General features: G+C 32.2%; 11 protein-coding genes and 1 CRISPR repeat array (1 of these 12 only partly in view). Of the genes, 10 read left to right on the plus strand and 1 reads right to left on the minus strand.

Going from position 1 to position 17,616, the window contains the following annotated elements:
- Positions 1-4,613: a CRISPR direct-repeat array (repeat unit 46 nt; unit sequence GTTGGGAATTATAAGCTAAAATACAATTTTGAAAGCAATTCACAAC) (it extends 1,043 nt beyond the left edge of the window).
- Positions 4,614-5,057: 444 nt separating this feature from the next.
- The 5 genes from BUB42_RS02555 to BUB42_RS02575 all read left to right on the plus strand — a co-directional run bounded on the left by BUB42_RS02555 (position 5,058) and on the right by BUB42_RS02575 (position 11,681).
- Complete coding sequence (locus BUB42_RS02555) at positions 5,058-8,468, plus strand: T9SS-dependent choice-of-anchor J family protein (RefSeq protein WP_073016888.1); 3,411 nt, start codon at positions 5,058-5,060, stop codon at positions 8,466-8,468.
- 251 nt (positions 8,469-8,719) lie between these two features.
- Positions 8,720-10,090 carry a DNA recombination protein RmuC gene (gene rmuC, locus BUB42_RS02560; RefSeq protein WP_073016890.1) on the plus strand — a complete coding sequence of 457 codons (1,371 nt, stop codon included), beginning with the start codon at positions 8,720-8,722 and terminating at the stop codon, positions 10,088-10,090.
- 7 nt (positions 10,091-10,097) lie between these two features.
- Positions 10,098-10,463 carry a 6-phosphogluconate dehydrogenase gene (locus BUB42_RS02565; RefSeq protein WP_073016891.1) on the plus strand — a complete coding sequence of 122 codons (366 nt, stop codon included), beginning with the start codon at positions 10,098-10,100 and terminating at the stop codon, positions 10,461-10,463.
- Positions 10,463-11,008, plus strand: coding sequence for an acyl-CoA thioesterase (locus BUB42_RS02570; protein ID WP_073016893.1), 546 nt, complete (start codon positions 10,463-10,465; stop codon positions 11,006-11,008). The genes BUB42_RS02565 and BUB42_RS02570 overlap by 1 nt, the downstream gene beginning before the upstream one ends.
- Positions 11,009-11,141: 133 nt before the next feature.
- The gene (locus BUB42_RS02575; protein WP_073016895.1) at positions 11,142-11,681 is read left to right on the plus strand and encodes a YceI family protein; all 540 of its coding nucleotides are present in this window, start codon (positions 11,142-11,144) and stop codon (positions 11,679-11,681) included.
- A gap of 3 nt (positions 11,682-11,684) precedes the next feature.
- On the opposite strand, the gene BUB42_RS02580 is transcribed toward BUB42_RS02575, so the two are convergent.
- Positions 11,685-12,599: a TIGR01777 family oxidoreductase gene (locus tag BUB42_RS02580; protein WP_073016896.1), complete on the minus strand. Its 915-nt coding sequence runs from the start codon at positions 12,597-12,599 to the stop codon at positions 11,685-11,687.
- A 118-nt stretch (positions 12,600-12,717) separates the two neighbouring features.
- Between BUB42_RS02580 and BUB42_RS02585 the strand changes: the two genes are divergently transcribed.
- The 5 genes from BUB42_RS02585 to BUB42_RS02605 are packed head-to-tail and all read left to right on the plus strand — an operon-like array spanning position 12,718 to position 17,587.
- A complete protein-coding gene (locus tag BUB42_RS02585) occupies positions 12,718-13,377 on the plus strand; it encodes a TetR family transcriptional regulator C-terminal domain-containing protein (protein WP_073016898.1) in 660 nt (219 codons plus the stop codon).
- Positions 13,377-14,684: an ABC1 kinase family protein gene (locus BUB42_RS02590; RefSeq protein WP_073016900.1), complete on the plus strand. Its 1,308-nt coding sequence runs from the start codon at positions 13,377-13,379 to the stop codon at positions 14,682-14,684. Before BUB42_RS02585 ends, BUB42_RS02590 begins: the two co-directional genes overlap by 1 nt.
- Positions 14,684-14,818 carry a DUF2256 domain-containing protein gene (locus tag BUB42_RS02595; protein ID WP_073016901.1) on the plus strand — a complete coding sequence of 45 codons (135 nt, stop codon included), beginning with the start codon at positions 14,684-14,686 and terminating at the stop codon, positions 14,816-14,818. Before BUB42_RS02590 ends, BUB42_RS02595 begins: the two co-directional genes overlap by 1 nt.
- Positions 14,794-16,098 carry a DASH family cryptochrome gene (locus BUB42_RS02600; RefSeq protein ID WP_073016903.1) on the plus strand — a complete coding sequence of 435 codons (1,305 nt, stop codon included), beginning with the start codon at positions 14,794-14,796 and terminating at the stop codon, positions 16,096-16,098. Before BUB42_RS02595 ends, BUB42_RS02600 begins: the two co-directional genes overlap by 25 nt.
- Before the next feature lie 4 nt (positions 16,099-16,102).
- Positions 16,103-17,587 (plus strand): cryptochrome/deoxyribodipyrimidine photo-lyase family protein, encoded by a 1,485-nt coding sequence (locus tag BUB42_RS02605; RefSeq protein ID WP_073017348.1) that lies wholly within the window; start codon positions 16,103-16,105, stop codon positions 17,585-17,587.
- The last annotated feature ends 29 nt before the right edge of the window (positions 17,588-17,616 follow it).

Genomic DNA, 17,616 nt, shown 5'->3' on the forward strand with positions numbered 1-17,616 from the left:
TCATCCGATCTACCTTGTTGGGAATTATAAGCTAAAATACAATTTTGAAAGCAATTCACAACTAGATCTAAAACCAGCCATTTGTAAAGCCAGTTGGGAATTATAAGCTAAAATACAATTTTGAAAGCAATTCACAACACAGTATGGCATCCTCTTTTTTAGATTCAGTTGGGAATTATAAGCTAAAATACAATTTTGAAAGCAATTCACAACTAATTAAACTCCACACATCAAGTCCTGTGGGTTGGGAATTATAAGCTAAAATACAATTTTGAAAGCAATTCACAACTAAATATAATCACGCAAATCAGGCGATTGGTTGGGAATTATAAGCTAAAATACAATTTTGAAAGCAATTCACAACACAAGATTGGTAAATTAAATATATCCGATGGTTGGGAATTATAAGCTAAAATACAATTTTGAAAGCAATTCACAACTCAAGCTATCAATATCGCTAATACCTAAGTGTTGGGAATTATAAGCTAAAATACAATTTTGAAAGCAATTCACAACGAATTGATGTTGATTCGCAAAGAAAAAAAGTTGGGAATTATAAGCTAAAATACAATTTTGAAAGCAATTCACAACTACTGAGGAACAATATCCTCAAACATTAGCGTTGGGAATTATAAGCTAAAATACAATTTTGAAAGCAATTCACAACAGCAAATTAGCATCATGCAATACTAATTTAGTTGGGAATTATAAGCTAAAATACAATTTTGAAAGCAATTCACAACCTAGTTTCTCAACTTGAAAGTAGGGAAGGGGTTGGGAATTATAAGCTAAAATACAATTTTGAAAGCAATTCACAACTAAATGGAGAAACGAAAGTATAAAAGGCTAGTTGGGAATTATAAGCTAAAATACAATTTTGAAAGCAATTCACAACGTGTTTGATGCATCGCCTCGTCAATATCGTGTTGGGAATTATAAGCTAAAATACAATTTTGAAAGCAATTCACAACCCATTGTCCATAATTGCGCAATATCCTCCGGTTGGGAATTATAAGCTAAAATACAATTTTGAAAGCAATTCACAACGCAAAGCTCATACATACGTTGGCTCCATTTGTTGGGAATTATAAGCTAAAATACAATTTTGAAAGCAATTCACAACTAAATCAACTCGTCGAAATTACACATCAATGTTGGGAATTATAAGCTAAAATACAATTTTGAAAGCAATTCACAACAGCCGCTATCGTTCCGTTCTCAATTTGTTTGTTGGGAATTATAAGCTAAAATACAATTTTGAAAGCAATTCACAACTGGCTGTCTTACTACCCGCCAAATGGCTGGCGTTGGGAATTATAAGCTAAAATACAATTTTGAAAGCAATTCACAACACTACATAAAGATAGGTAAAACTTATCATGTTGGGAATTATAAGCTAAAATACAATTTTGAAAGCAATTCACAACCTAGCTCCTCTTTACTTTTCATGTAATATGGTTGGGAATTATAAGCTAAAATACAATTTTGAAAGCAATTCACAACTAGCCAATACTGCTTGTAATTGTCTCCCATGTTGGGAATTATAAGCTAAAATACAATTTTGAAAGCAATTCACAACAGTGTTCTGTTCGCTGAACTTGGTAAATCTGTTGGGAATTATAAGCTAAAATACAATTTTGAAAGCAATTCACAACAGCAGTTAGCAGATAATTTAAAAATATCTAGTTGGGAATTATAAGCTAAAATACAATTTTGAAAGCAATTCACAACTTGTCGATGAACTTATTCTGATATTGGTAAGTTGGGAATTATAAGCTAAAATACAATTTTGAAAGCAATTCACAACTAATATCTAACTGTTGCTTTTCTAATTCCAGTTGGGAATTATAAGCTAAAATACAATTTTGAAAGCAATTCACAACTGATTATTGCCATGTGTGCAGCAGTCAAACGTTGGGAATTATAAGCTAAAATACAATTTTGAAAGCAATTCACAACTAATAATAAAGATTTTCTTAAATCTGGATCGTTGGGAATTATAAGCTAAAATACAATTTTGAAAGCAATTCACAACTAAAAAGGCCGTTAATAAAATTATAATTTTGTTGGGAATTATAAGCTAAAATACAATTTTGAAAGCAATTCACAACTATTATTTCAAAGTATAAGCGTCAAGATCTGTTGGGAATTATAAGCTAAAATACAATTTTGAAAGCAATTCACAACTAACAACAGAAGCTATTTCGAAGAAAATAAGTTGGGAATTATAAGCTAAAATACAATTTTGAAAGCAATTCACAACAAGGAAGGATTAAGGCTTCTTGTTTGATTCGTTGGGAATTATAAGCTAAAATACAATTTTGAAAGCAATTCACAACTCGATTAGCGTCAGCTCATAACGGGAAGTAGTTGGGAATTATAAGCTAAAATACAATTTTGAAAGCAATTCACAACTAGCATCAACACCACCCACGTAGGAGATATGTTGGGAATTATAAGCTAAAATACAATTTTGAAAGCAATTCACAACTTACTGAAACATACATCCCGTCTGAAAGTGTTGGGAATTATAAGCTAAAATACAATTTTGAAAGCAATTCACAACAGTACTGCTATAATTAACAAAACAGTTACAGTTGGGAATTATAAGCTAAAATACAATTTTGAAAGCAATTCACAACTAGCCACTAAAGAAGTTAAAGCTTCGTTAGGTTGGGAATTATAAGCTAAAATACAATTTTGAAAGCAATTCACAACTAAAGTTTTGGCATCGCTAAGTGGATATGGTTGGGAATTATAAGCTAAAATACAATTTTGAAAGCAATTCACAACTAATGGAAGATGTAAAGGCTAACGATCTTAGTTGGGAATTATAAGCTAAAATACAATTTTGAAAGCAATTCACAACAGATCTGTTGTATAAGGCAAAACAGAAATGTTGGGAATTATAAGCTAAAATACAATTTTGAAAGCAATTCACAACTATGTTTTGTAACTACTTGACTTTCAACGTGTTGGGAATTATAAGCTAAAATACAATTTTGAAAGCAATTCACAACACAAAACAAATGAAGAACTCTTAAAAATGTGTTGGGAATTATAAGCTAAAATACAATTTTGAAAGCAATTCACAACATATAAGACGGAATAAATTTTATAAGTTCAGTTGGGAATTATAAGCTAAAATACAATTTTGAAAGCAATTCACAACTTAAAGCGGGGTTTGAAAAAATACAATTTGTTGGGAATTATAAGCTAAAATACAATTTTGAAAGCAATTCACAACAAGTAAGGAGCTTTGAAAGTGTAATCTGTTGTTGGGAATTATAAGCTAAAATACAATTTTGAAAGCAATTCACAACCGGTTCTACCAAACTGACGGCTAACGTTTGGTTGGGAATTATAAGCTAAAATACAATTTTGAAAGCAATTCACAACAGAAACGATGTAAAGCCTTTTTTAACTGCGTTGGGAATTATAAGCTAAAATACAATTTTGAAAGCAATTCACAACCCGTTTTGACATATTGCTTTAAAATAAGGGGTTGGGAATTATAAGCTAAAATACAATTTTGAAAGCAATTCACAACGGCTTAGTTTCAAATAATGATAAATCAATTGTTGGGAATTATAAGCTAAAATACAATTTTGAAAGCAATTCACAACAGATATTAAGCAAAACTATCGTGCCTTTGAGTTGGGAATTATAAGCTAAAATACAATTTTGAAAGCAATTCACAACATATTGCGTAGTCTTTTGTCGGAACCGCTTGTTGGGAATTATAAGCTAAAATACAATTTTGAAAGCAATTCACAACCGTGCTCAACTAAATTAAATTTTTCTCTAAGTTGGGAATTATAAGCTAAAATACAATTTTGAAAGCAATTCACAACTAAAAATAGAAGGAGTTTATAGTAATAATTTGTTGGGAATTATAAGCTAAAATACAATTTTGAAAGCAATTCACAACGGATTAACTATTAGTACTGCAAAAATAGAGTTGGGAATTATAAGCTAAAATACAATTTTGAAAGCAATTCACAACCATCTTTTACTTTTATATAAAATATGATAAGTTGGGAATTATAAGCTAAAATACAATTTTGAAAGCAATTCACAACCATCGTCAATGCCGTGTTCCAGGTGGCCACGTTGGGAATTATAAGCTAAAATACAATTTTGAAAGCAATTCACAACAGGTCGATTATAAGCGTGCTTTGACCGGTAGTTGGGAATTATAAGCTAAAATACAATTTTGAAAGCAATTCACAACTACCTGTAAACAATTAAAATCTTTAATGTGTTGGGAATTATAAGCTAAAATACAATTTTGAAAGCAATTCACAACACATTCGTTTAATACTTTTATTCCATTAGCGTTGGGAATTATAAGCTAAAATACAATTTTGAAAGCAATTCACAACAAGGTAAATAATTATAAAAACATTAAACAAGTTGGGAATTATAAGCTAAAATACAATTTTGAAAGCAATTCACAACTGGTACGAAGTGAAGCATTGGAACAAATGCGTTGGGAATTATAAGCTAAAATACAATTTTGAAAGCAATTCACAACCAAAACTACCTGCTGATCATTGGGCTAAAAGTCGGGAATTATAAGCTAAAATACAATTTTGAAAGCAATTCACAACTCAAAAATATTATGTCTCTACTACGTAGACGTTATAACTTTGAGTTGTGAGTTGGAGGACTAAGAGTTAAAAAAACAATTTCCTTTCCTACCCAAATCCCATAGCCCTGAGTGAAATGGAATTCCTTATGCAATGGCCTTGCATTTTTTTCTTGACGATAAAGAGCGACTCAAAGAAGCTCCTTTATTGTCTTAGAAAAAATCAAGGATATAAGTAAGAATGAAATGTAAGGCAGGAAAAAGCTCCAATAAATATTGGTACTTGAGCTTCCTAATACAGTTGAAAGAAGAACCTATTTTTAAATCTTGGCTTTTTTTTGAAAAGCTAAAAAAACAAACAAAAGACCGTCTCCTATATTTCGTTGTAAGTCTAAAATTATTAATTTTATAATATTCTCTTAACGTAATAAGTATTAATTTCGTACCCAAATTAATTAAAAATTATATGAAACACAATTACCATTTACGCCAAATGCTGGCCTTTTTGACTTTTTTTTATTGCTTTTCGGCAGCTATTTTTGCACAAGGAACAGCTCCCGTGCCACAGGAATTGCCTTATTCGCAAGATTTCTCCTCTTTGCTGACAACAGCTACTGCCTACCCTGCAGGTTTTCAAGGCTGGACTGCAAGTGTAGCACCAGGAGCTACTTTCAATACATCAGGAACACTAGTAGCTGATAGAGCCTTATTTCCAAACAGTAATGCTAGTATAACAAGCGGAAATATCCATAACTATGATCGCAAAATTGGGTTTTTAAATACTGGTTCATTAGATTTAACCATAGGATTTGCATTTAAAACAACTGGCAAATCTGGAATTACAGTTGAATATGATGCGATGGTTATTCGTAATCCACATAATGGCACGACAAATACCCGTATTAACGAATTAGTACTGCAGTATCGCATTAGCACGACCGATGCTTTTGTTACTTTATTGCCAACTGTATATGCGAATGGTACAACGGCTCAAACATCGGGCACAACCGAACAAAGTAGTCAAAAAATCAAAATAGTGTTACCAACGGAATGCGATAATCAGGATGTCGTACAAATTCGTTGGATTTCGAGACAAGTTTCCGGTGGTGGTTCTCGTCCGTCTTTTGCAGTTGATAATATTAGCATTATCAACGATGTAACTCCTCCAGTAAATGCTATTGGTTATCCACAAATCACCAATATTCTTTCTAATGGATTTGATTTTTTATCTCAATTAGATGAAATTGGAAAAACATATTTCGTCATATTGCCTGCAGGAAGTCCTGAACCCACTGTGGCTCAGATAAAAGCGGGAACAGATATTACAAATACCGCAGCTATCAAAGCTGGTCTACTTGCAGTAGATGACGCTACACTTGTCTATACGCAAAATAATACAGGCTTGATATTAGGAACAACTTATGTAGTTTATTCTATTTCTGAAGATGCTTTTGGTAACATTCAAACCGTAGTAAAGAAACTGGACGTAACAACCTCCAGCGCTGCTGTTCCCTCCTTATCTACTACTAAAACTTCGTTAGAGTTTAGTTTTGTCGAACAAAATTTCAGTTCATCTGTACTAAGTTATGAACTGCAAGGGGCTAACTTAAATGGAGCTGTGACACTCACTTCAACTGGAAATTTTACAATTTCTAAGGATCAAAATAATGGTTTTCAACCAATATTAAATTTCACAGCTGCTGATTTTAGTAGTGGAGCTTCACCAACTGTTTATGTAAAATTTTCACCTAATGCAACTGGCATTTTCTCAGGCCAAATTACACATGAATCAACTGGCGCAACAAATAAAATAGTTGCACTATCAGGAACAGGAATAAATCCTTATACACAGGATTTTAATAATCCCAATGTGCTAACAAATAGTGGATGGTTTGAATATAGCATTGCTGGCAATACGATTAAATGGGCAAGTACAACCACCCGTTTTAATAGTGCTCCAGCGGCCGTACAAATAAATGGCTTTGCAGAGACTGGACCTAGTAAAGATTGGTTGATTTCCCCAAACTTACGCTTAAGCGCCTTTGACAAATTCCCTTTGTTGTCTTTTCATTCGCGTAAATTTTTCTCAGGACCTTCGCTTAAACTAATGGTTTCAGTAAATTATGATGGAAAAAGCAACCCAGAGACCGCTACATGGATCGCTCTTGAAGGAGATTTTCCAACTAATACTGGAACTTTCAAACAATCACAATATATCAATTTGGAGGCTTATAAAACTGATCGTACTTATTTAGCTTGGGTTTATGAAACCACAGCTGGCGGTGGTGCAAATACCGCTGAATGGACAGTTGATGATGTAAATATCACTAATAATGCTTCGTTTATAGCTTCAATTCCTGATTTAAATTTTGGAGAAGTAAATCCTAATACGGCATCACCAAGCCAATCTTTCTTATTTACGGCAGGTGGTTACGGTAATATTACAATTACAGCTCCAGCTGAATATCAACTATCTCTCGATAACGTTACTTTCACATCGAGTGCAATAGTTTTAGCAGCAGATGCAATTGCAGGTAAAACTATTTACGCTCGTTTTTCGCCATCTTCAAAAGCATTAAGTATTTCTGGAGCATTGACGGTAGTGGGAATAGAATTGAACCAAGCAATAGGTTCGTTTAAAGGTTCTTCATTTCCTAAAACAGAAACATTTGATATTGTAACCTATAACTTAGAATTTTTTGGTAGTGATGTAAAAAATACAAGCAATGTAGAATTTGGCCCAATAAACGATGCGTTACAAATTGACAATGTTGCAAAAGTGATGAATACCTTAAATGCTGATGTTTATGCAATTCAAGAAGTTTCAGATGATGCAGCTTTAGATATTTTAATTCAAAAAATAAGCATCAACGGAAAAACCTTTGATAAAGTAATCTCTCCGGTCTGGTCGCGCTCTTTTCAGACGTCAGATCCTAACTTTCCTCCACAAAAATTAGCCGTAATCTACAATACGCAAACTACTACCGTAAAAAAAACAAGGGTAATGTTTAGCCAACTTTATGATGAACTTCGCGCAGGAACAAAAACGCTGCCTAATTATCCCGATGTTGGTTCGAGTTTCTTTGCTTCAGGAAGATTGCCGCATTTGGTGGAAATTGAAACAAACATTGGTGGTGTAAAAAAAGATCTAAAAATAATTAATATTCATGCCAGAGCAAACAGTGGTAGCGACATATCAAGGTTTAATATGAGAAAATATGATGTTGAATTATTAAAAGACAGTTTAGATGCTCAATATCCTGATGCCAATTTAATTATTTTAGGAGATTATAATGATGATGTTGATGTGTCAGTAATTGCAGGAAACCCTTCCTCATATCAGAAAATGGTAGAAGACACTGCTCGTTACAACCCTCTAACTCTAGATATTAGTAGAGCCGGCGCTTTTAGTTTCTTGTCTTCTGGAGGTTTCTTAGATCATATTATTGTTTCTAATGAACTGACTGCGGATTATGTGCCAAATTCAACTCAAGTTTACGACCCTCGTTTAGATGTGGTAAATTATGTCACTACTACTTCAGATCATGCACCAGTAATTGCTCGCTTTGAACTTAAGGCTGATACAAATTTATCTACAAAAGACTTCACGCCTAAAAAAGGATTGTCTGTAGTTGCGTATCCAAATCCGACTTCGGAATCATTCAATGTTGTGGTAAATTCAGAAAATAAATTAGATTTAGAGCTAAATATTTATGATATTCTTGGTAGATCAGTGGGAGCTCCAACTAAATTAAAAGGTTCCATTGGCGAAAATACTTTAAAAATTAATAGTGCGAGTTTACCAGCAGGTATCTACATTTACACTATTTCTAATGGCAATAAAGTAGTTTTTAAAGACAAAATTGTTAGAAAATAAAGTATAAATTCAATTTTTCAAAAAAGCCAGATTTCATATTTGAAATCTGGCTTTTTAATTAAAAATACCGCATGCATTAACCATATTAGAAAATTCCATCAATTGGCTTTTTTTTTAAAGCAGTATACTTCATGAAAGCATCTTATTTTTCTACATTGCAACAACGTCTAAAAACTTAATTCAGTATTTTATTTTCTGAAAAGAGAATAGAAACTTTTACCTATTTTTACAATCGTACAAATAAAAATTAAATGTTAGATATACTTCCATTTTCACTGATTTTCATCGTTGCACTAGCATTAGGTGTTGTCATTGGCAAACTTATATTTTCTGCGCGATTTCTGTTGGAAAAGATCAGCTTAGAAGAAAAATTGATTGCTGCAAATTCGCAGATTGAACAGTTAAAAGAACAGCAACTAGCCGATAAAACTAATTTCGAAAATCAGGTTCAGTTAGTAAATATTGAAAAAGAAAATATTCGAACCGAAAAAGACAGTTTGGCAATTCAACTTTCTAAAAAAGAGGTTGACTTTGAGAATCTTTGGGAACGCAATAAAGAACAAAAAGAAGAGGTCGAAAAACTACAAGATAAATTCACAAAAGAATTTGAAAATTTGGCCAACAAAATATTAGACGAAAAATCAAATAAATTTACTGAGCAAAATAAAGAAAACATGAAGAATATCTTGACACCGCTTCAAGATAAAATTCAATTATTTGAAAAAAAAGTGGAAGATACTCATAAAGAAAGTATTGATTACCATGCAGCTTTACGCCAACAAATTCTCGGTTTGCAGGAAATGAATATCCAAATGAGTAAGGAAACTATTAACTTAACTAAAGCACTAAAAGGCGATAGTAAAATACAAGGAAACTGGGGCGAACTGGTTTTGGAACGTGTTTTGGAAAAATCAGGATTAGAAAAAGGACGCGAATACGAGATACAAAAAGGGTTCACATTACAGGATGGCAGTCGGGTTTTTCCTGATGTAGTGATCAATTTACCTGACGGAAAAAAGATGATTATTGATTCTAAAGTTTCGCTTACGGCTTATGAAAAATATATCAATGAAGAAGATGACTTATTGAAAATTGGTTATTTAAAAGAACATGTGCTGTCAATAAAACGTCATGTAGAACAATTAGGCAATAAAAATTATCACGATTTATATCAAATAGAAAGTCCTGATTTTGTGTTGTTGTTTATTCCAATTGAACCTGCATTTGCTATGGCTCTTAATGAGGATACAAGTTTATACAATAGGGCTTTCGAAAAAAACATAGTTATTGTCACTCCAGCTACGCTACTTGCTACTTTACGCACCATAGATAGTATGTGGACCAATCAAAAACAACAGGAAAATGCTGTTGAAATAGCTAGACAAGCAGGTGCTTTATACGATAAATTTGAAGGTTTTGTGGCTGACTTAATTAAAATTGGTAGAAAAATTGACGAATCAAAAATCGAATATAGCGGTGCGATGAGTAAACTTGTGGAAGGAAAAGGTAACTTGATTGTAAGTGTTGAAAAATTAAAAAAAATGGGTGCTAAAGCAAAAAAATCTCTTCCAGAAAATATTCTGGAACGAGCAGAAAAAGATCAAAATCAACTTTTAAATTAAATAATAAATGAAGAAATTTTTATTAATTGTCGCTGCAATAGGTGTGCTAGCTCTCGTGTTGTATTTTACTTTTTTGAATACTGCCTCTTACAGTGAGGGAGTTCGCTCTGGCGAATTAATCAAAGTGAGTCATAAAGGTGTCGTGTTTAAAACATGGGAAGGCGAAATAAGTCAGGGAATTGCTGGTGCTCAAATTTTTGCGTTTTCTGTATTAGACAGTGAAAAAGAAGTGATTGCCAGTCTAAAAGAAATGGAAGGACAATATGTGCAAGTAAGCTACAAGGAGCGTTATAGAACGTTCCCGTGGTGGGGCGACACGCGCTATTTTATCAGTTCTGTCAAAAAAGTTAATTCACCGTTTAAAGTTAAGTAATGAATCGTATTTTTAAAACTGTTGCATCTTCAGACATTAGTATTTCACAACTAATGCTTCCCAGTCATTCCAACTTTAGCGGAAAAATTCATGGCGGTTTTGTATTATCGCTGCTCGATCAAATTGCATTTGCTTGTGCTTCTAAATTTTCTGGAAATTATTGCGTCACAGCTTCAGTAGATACTGTGAATTTTCTAAATCCTATCGAGGTAGGAGAACTAGTAACGATGAAAGCGAGTGTGAACTATGTAGGATCCAGTTCGATGATTGTAGGAATTAAAGTTGAGGCAGAAAATATACGAACAGCACAAATTAAACATTGTAATTCCTCTTATTTTACAATGGTTGCTAAAGACTCTGATGGAAATAAAGCAGCCGTTCCTGGATTAATTCTGTCTAATAGCAATGATTTGCGACGATTTTTAAATTGTGTCAAACAAATTGCTTTAAAAAAAGAAAAAGATTTACACGAGGAAATATTTGATTACACCTCAAAAGAGGCGATAAATAGTTTAACCAAATATAATGTGAAATTAGAGTTTTAACTTTTTAAGCCTTAATGGAGTTTATGCACAACTTAATTCACTTCTGATATTTCGCTAAATTTTTATTTTTATTTCTTTTTTTTATGGTTTGCTGCTATTTTTCGTAATTTTAGATAAATAACGCAATAACATCATGAGAAAAATTACTTTGTTGCTGCTATTTCTAATTACATTTACATCTAAGAGCCAAGAAAAAATGCATTCCACTACTGGAATCACATATTTTGAAGCTTCTATACCTTTATTTGAAGAAGTTAAAGCTGTCAATAAAAAAACTACCTGTACTTTAATTACTGCCACTGGCGACCTTAATTGTTGGCTCTCTGTAAAAGATTTTGAATTTAAAAGAAATTTGATGCAAGAACATTTCAATAGCATCTATATGGAAAGTAATCGTTATCCAAAAGCACTTTTTAAAGGGAGAATTGACAACTTCGACTTAAAAACCATTTCCTCAACCACCTCATTTTATCAAATAAGAGGCAAGATCACTGTAAAAGGCAGAACGAAAAATATCATTATTGAAGGATCGCTCAAGAAAGTAAATAATGCTTTAGAATTTAATGCTGAATTTCCATTAAACACTGATGATTTTCGTGTTGAAATTCCGTTTATCGTTCGTAATAAAATATCAAAAATCGTCACTACTCAAATTAATTGTGTGCTGAAGTAAAATTTACTTTGTAAGACAATCTTTCAATGCTTCGTCTAGCTTTGTGTATCTAAACTCAAAACCAGTTTGTTCAATTTTATCAGATGAAACTCGTCTTCCCGTTAGTACAATTTTGGACATTTCGCCTAAAGCTAATTTTAATAATAAAGCTGGAACATTTGGTAACCATATTTTATATCCAAAAAGCCCCGCTAATATTTGTGAAAAGCCTTTATTAGTCATGTTATCATTAATTGCGGCATTATAAGGTCCTGACATTTCAGTGTTTGTCAATGCGTGTAGGTAAATGGCACATAAATCATCAACATGAATCCACGGCATATATTGCTTTCCATTCCCTAATGCGGAACCTAACCGATACTTGAACAATGGAATTAATTTAATTAAAAAACCATCATTTTTCCCTAAGACTAATCCTGTTCTTATTTTTACAGTTCGAATGTTTAGATTTTCAATAAAATTTGTAGAATCTTCCCATTTTTGACAAGCGTAACCTAAAAAATCATTAGCTGGAGCATCATTTTCAGTACAAATTTCTTCGCCGTTTACCGCGCCGTAAAAGCCTATCGCCGAAGCTGAAATAAATGCATCAAGTTTCTTATTATTTTTTTTAATTGCTGAATATAGCAGTAAAGTGGATTGTTCCCTACTTTCTATAATTGCTTCTTTTCGTTTAGCAGTCCATCGTTTCTCAGCAATATTTTCACCTGCAAGGTGAATAATATAATCGGCTCTTACAACGCACTCCTCGTCGATAAATAGACTTTTAACATTCCATTTATAATAAAAAACATCTTTCTTATTTTTCTTTTTAGTTCTACTTAAAATAGAAACTGAAAATCCTTTTGCTAACAATAATGCTGTTAAGTGACTTCCTATAAATCCTGCGCCACCGCTAATTAATACGTTTTTTTTCATAAGACCGTAAAGCTAATCATTTTTTGATTGTATAAAATTATAATAAATTTTGTTTAACTTTATTAATATATCGTTAAACATTTATTACCTTTATACCCTAAATATAAATATAGCAAAAATGGCTACAAAAAAAACAAAAATAACGAAAGATAGAATAGTTTCTTTGTACATGGACTATGTATTAGAGAATAGCGAAAAACCAAAATCAGTTTATATTTTTACAAAAATGAACGATTTTTCAGAAACAGAATTCTATGCCTTTTTTGGTACTATTGAAAGTATTGAAAAAGAAATATTTAAAATGTTTGTTGAAAAAACAGTCGAATTACTTAGCCTAAATCAGGAGTATGAAACTTATGATATGAAAAGTAAAATGCTCAGTTTTTACTTTACATTTTTTGAAATTCTTACTGCTAATAGAAGTTATGTTGTTATGGTGCTAAAGGAGCATAATAATGATCTTAAAAAATTGAATCTTCTTGCGGGACTCAGAAAAAGCTTCAAAAGTTATTTAGCAGAAATTATTACTGACGACTTTAGAACACAACAAGAAAGCTTACAGAATTTTCAGGAAAAAGCATTTCAAGAGTCCTCGTGGTTTCAATTGCTTTTAACAATGAAATTTTGGCTTGATGATTCTTCACCGTCTTTTGAAAAAACAGACATTTATATTGAAAAATCAGTAAAAGCAAATTTTGAATTGATGAATATTGCCCCAATAGATAGCTTAATCGACTTTGGAAAATTCATTTTCAAAGAAAAAATATATAATAAATAATGAAAACCATAGACTATATCCCAACTTCAAAAATTGAAAGAGCGACAAAGCTTGTTCAAACTGGTGCAAAAGTGGGAGTAAATTACTTAAAATATTATGGTGAGAAAATCGTAAATTCTGATTTAACTCGCGATAAATTGAATGAAGATAATGCCGAAGATATTTATGACGGTTTAAAAAGCTTAAAAGGAAGCGCGCTGAAAGTAGCTCAAATGTTGAGTATGGACAAGAGTTTTTTGCCACAAGCGTACGTAGAGAAATTTTCACTGTCTCAATTTTCAGTTCCTCCACTTTCTGCTCCCCTAGTATTGAAAACGTTTAAAACAAATTTTGGCAAAACACCATTTGAAATTTTTGATGAATTTAATGCAACATCGGTAAATGCAGCAAGTATTGGTCAAGTACACGTTGCAATGAAAGATGGTAAAAAACTAGCGGTAAAAATTCAATATCCAGGAGTCGCAAATAGTATTTCGTCAGATTTATCAATGGTTAAGCCAATTGCGATTAGAATGTTTAATCTTCAAGGTAAAGATTCCGATAAGTATTTCAAGGAGGTTGAAGATAAACTTATTGAAGAAACCAATTATTCATTGGAACTAAAACAAAGTCAAGAGGTTGTTGACGCATGCAAAAAAATTGATAATCTAGTTTTTCCAAATTACTATTCGGAGTTTTCGTCAGAAAAAATTATTACGATGGACTGGATGACGGGAAAACACCTTTCAGAATTCACTAAAATTAATACAGATCAAACTGTTGCAGATAAAGTGGGTCAAGCTTTATGGGATTTTTACATGTACCAAATTCATATTTTGAAAAAAGTACACGCTGATCCACATCCTGGAAATTTTTTAGTAAATGATAAGAATCAACTTGTTGCACTTGATTTTGGCTGCATGAAAAAAATTCCTTTGGAATTTTATACACCTTATTTTGAACTGATAGATAAAAACGTCATCAATAACGCAGCAATTTTTAACGCGAAATTGTTTGAACTTGAGATTTTAAGAACAGATGATTCCAAAGAAGAAATAACGTATTTCACTGATATGTTTCATGATTTATTGTCTTTGTTTACAATGCCTTTTCAGGCGAAAACATTTGATTTCTCGGACCAAAGTTTTTTCGAAAGTATCGCACTTCTCGGAGAGCGATTTTCAAAAGATACGAACTTGAAAAAAATGAATGGAAATAGAGGTTCCAAACATTTTATCTATATGAATCGAACTTTCTTTGGATTATACAACTTGATGTTTGATTTGAAAGCAAAAGTAACAGTTAATGAATTTGAAAAATATAAGTAGTGAAAAAGCAAAATCTGCCTTCTAAATTGTGTCTGGTTTGCAACCGACCGTTTACTTGGCGGAAAAAATGGGAAAAAGTTTGGGATGAGGTAAAATATTGTAGTGAAAAATGCAGAAGAAACAAAAAGGATTAGTTTGGTTTAGAAATGACTTAAGAGTTAATGATAATGAATCTTTAACAAAGGCAATGGCTGAAAATGAAACAGTCTTGGCTGTTTATTATTTTGATCCAAGGCATTTTGAAGAAACAAAATTTGGATTTAAAAAAACGGAGAAGTTTAGAGCTAAATTTTTAATTGAAACTGTTACAGAATTAAAACAAAATCTCTCAAAACTGAACATCTCACTTTTGATTTACAACCAAAAACCTGAAGATTCTATTGTTAAAATATGTAAGGAGTTTGATATTCAAACTATTTATACTCAAGAAGAATGGACCAGCGAAGAGATGGAAGTTTTAACTAACGTTAAAAAAAGTATTCCTGAATCTACAATATTTAAAGCAACTTATAATCAGTTTTTGTTTCACCCTACGGATATCCCGTTTGAATTGAAGACAATTCCAAACGTGTTCACGCAGTTTAGAAACAAATGTGAAAAATATAGCAAGGTGAGAACAGAATTTGCTGTGAAACCGATGCCAATAGAAAATTTGCGAGAAAATCTTACTGATATACCTACAATGAAAATTTTAAGTTTTGAAGATTTTGAAATAGATTCTCGAACAGCATTCCCTTTTAAAGGTGGAGAAAATGAAGCATTAAAAAGATTAGAAAGTTATTTTTGGGAAACCGAAAAACTAAGTTTTTACAAAGTGACTCGCAATGGCTTAATTGGCGCTGATTTCAGTTCCAAATTTTCACCGTGGTTAGCCAATGGAAGTATTTCGGCAAAGACAATATATTGGGAAATTAAAAAATATGAAGAGCAAGTCGAAAAAAATGATTCCACTTATTGGTTAATATTTGAATTGATATGGAGAGATTATTTTAAATATGTTTCATTGAAAAATGGAAATTCAATTTTCAAAATTGGTGGCATATTAGACAAAAATTACGATTGGAAATCCAATAAATCAGCAATAGATAGTTGGATAAACGGAACGACGGCTGAACCTTTTGTTAATGCAAATATGATTGAATTGCAGCAAACGGGTTGGATGAGCAATAGAGGACGACAAAATGTAGGTTCTTATTTTGCCAAGAATCTGATTTTAGATTGGCGCATAGGAGCAGCATACTTTGAATCGATGCTAATTGATTATGATGTTCATAGTAATTATGGCAATTGGATGTACGTTTCCGGCGTTGGCAATGATCCAAGAGATCGTAAATTCAACATAAAGTTACAAGCTGAAAATTACGATGGACAATCGAAATTTCAAAAATTGTGGTTGCAACAAAAATTATTTTAAGAAAATGAATACTAACAAGAAAACAATTAATGTAGTTTGGTTCAAAAGAGACCTTCGTTTACAAGATAACGAAGCGATCTTTAATGCAATAAAAACAAATACACCTACTTTATTGCTTTTTGTATTTGAAAAATCTTTAGAACAAGATTCACATTACAGCGCAAGACATTGGAATTTTATCAAACAATCGCTAGTTGATGTTAACAAACAATTGGAGCAATGCAATACGCGTGTTTTAGCAGTTTCATCAGAAGTGCTTCAGGTTTTTAATATTCTTGAGGAAACTTATAAAATTGATACTGTATTTTCACATCAAGAAACAGGTTTAAAAATTACCTACGAGAGAGACAAAACATTTAAGAGATTTTGCAAAAACAATCAAATCAATTGGATTCAAAATATAAATAACGGAATTTTTAGAGGTTTAAAAGATAGAACTAGATGGGTTTCTGGTTGGGAAAATTACATGAACGAGCCCCTTTTGGATTTTAATCCAAAAGAAGGTCAATTTTTAACTGCGGACGCAATTACCGAATTGGAAAACGTCTTAGAAAAAACTAATTTAGAGACCACTCAAGATGCCATTTTTCAAAAAGGAGGCTCTACAATGGCAGGGAAATATTTAAAAACTTTCCTTGACGAACGTTATCATTTTTACAGTTACAACATTTCTAAACCATTATTATCTAGAAAAAGTTGTAGTCGCCTTTCACCATATATTGCATGGGGTAATTTATCTACGCGTCAAGTTTTGCAAAAAACAGCGACTTTCAGACTGACCTGCAAAGACAAAAAACAAATCGATTCTTTCGTTTCTAGATTGACGTGGCAAGCACATTTCATTCAAAAGTTTGAAATGGAGGAAATCATGGAATTTGAAAGTGTCAATAAGGGCTTTCACTCAATAAAAAAGAAACCAAATGAAAATCACATTGAAGCTTGGAAAAAAGGAATGACTGGATTTCCACTAGTAGATGCTTCGATGCGCTGTTTGAACGAAACAGGCTATTTGAATTTTAGAATGCGAGCCATGCTTGTTTCTTTTTTTACTCACAATCTATGGCAACCTTGGCAAGAAGCAACACAACATTTATCACAAAAATTCCTTGATTTTGAACCCGGGATTCATTTTCCGCAGTTGCAAATGCAAGCTGGCGAGACTGGAATTAATATGTTACGAATTTATAATCCTATTAAAAATAGTTATGAACACGATCCTGAAGGAGAATTTATAAAAAAATGGGTTCCTGAATTAGAGAATTTACCAAGAGTTTTTATTCATGAACCGTTTAAAATGACCTATCTAGATCAAAAATTTAATGATTTTGAAATAGGAATAAACTATCCCAAACCAATAGTCAACATGGAAAGAACAAGAAAATTTGCGAGTGATTTTCTATGGAAAATGAAAAAAGATCCGATGGTAAAGGAAGAAGCGTTGCGAATATTAAAATTGCATACGATGGCTGACATTGGTGACAGCGAATAAATTTTTTAAAAATAAAGATACTAGTTAAT

This window comes from Flavobacterium micromati, from assembly GCF_900129585.1.
Classification (GTDB): Bacteria; Bacteroidota; Bacteroidia; order Flavobacteriales; family Flavobacteriaceae; genus Flavobacterium; species Flavobacterium micromati.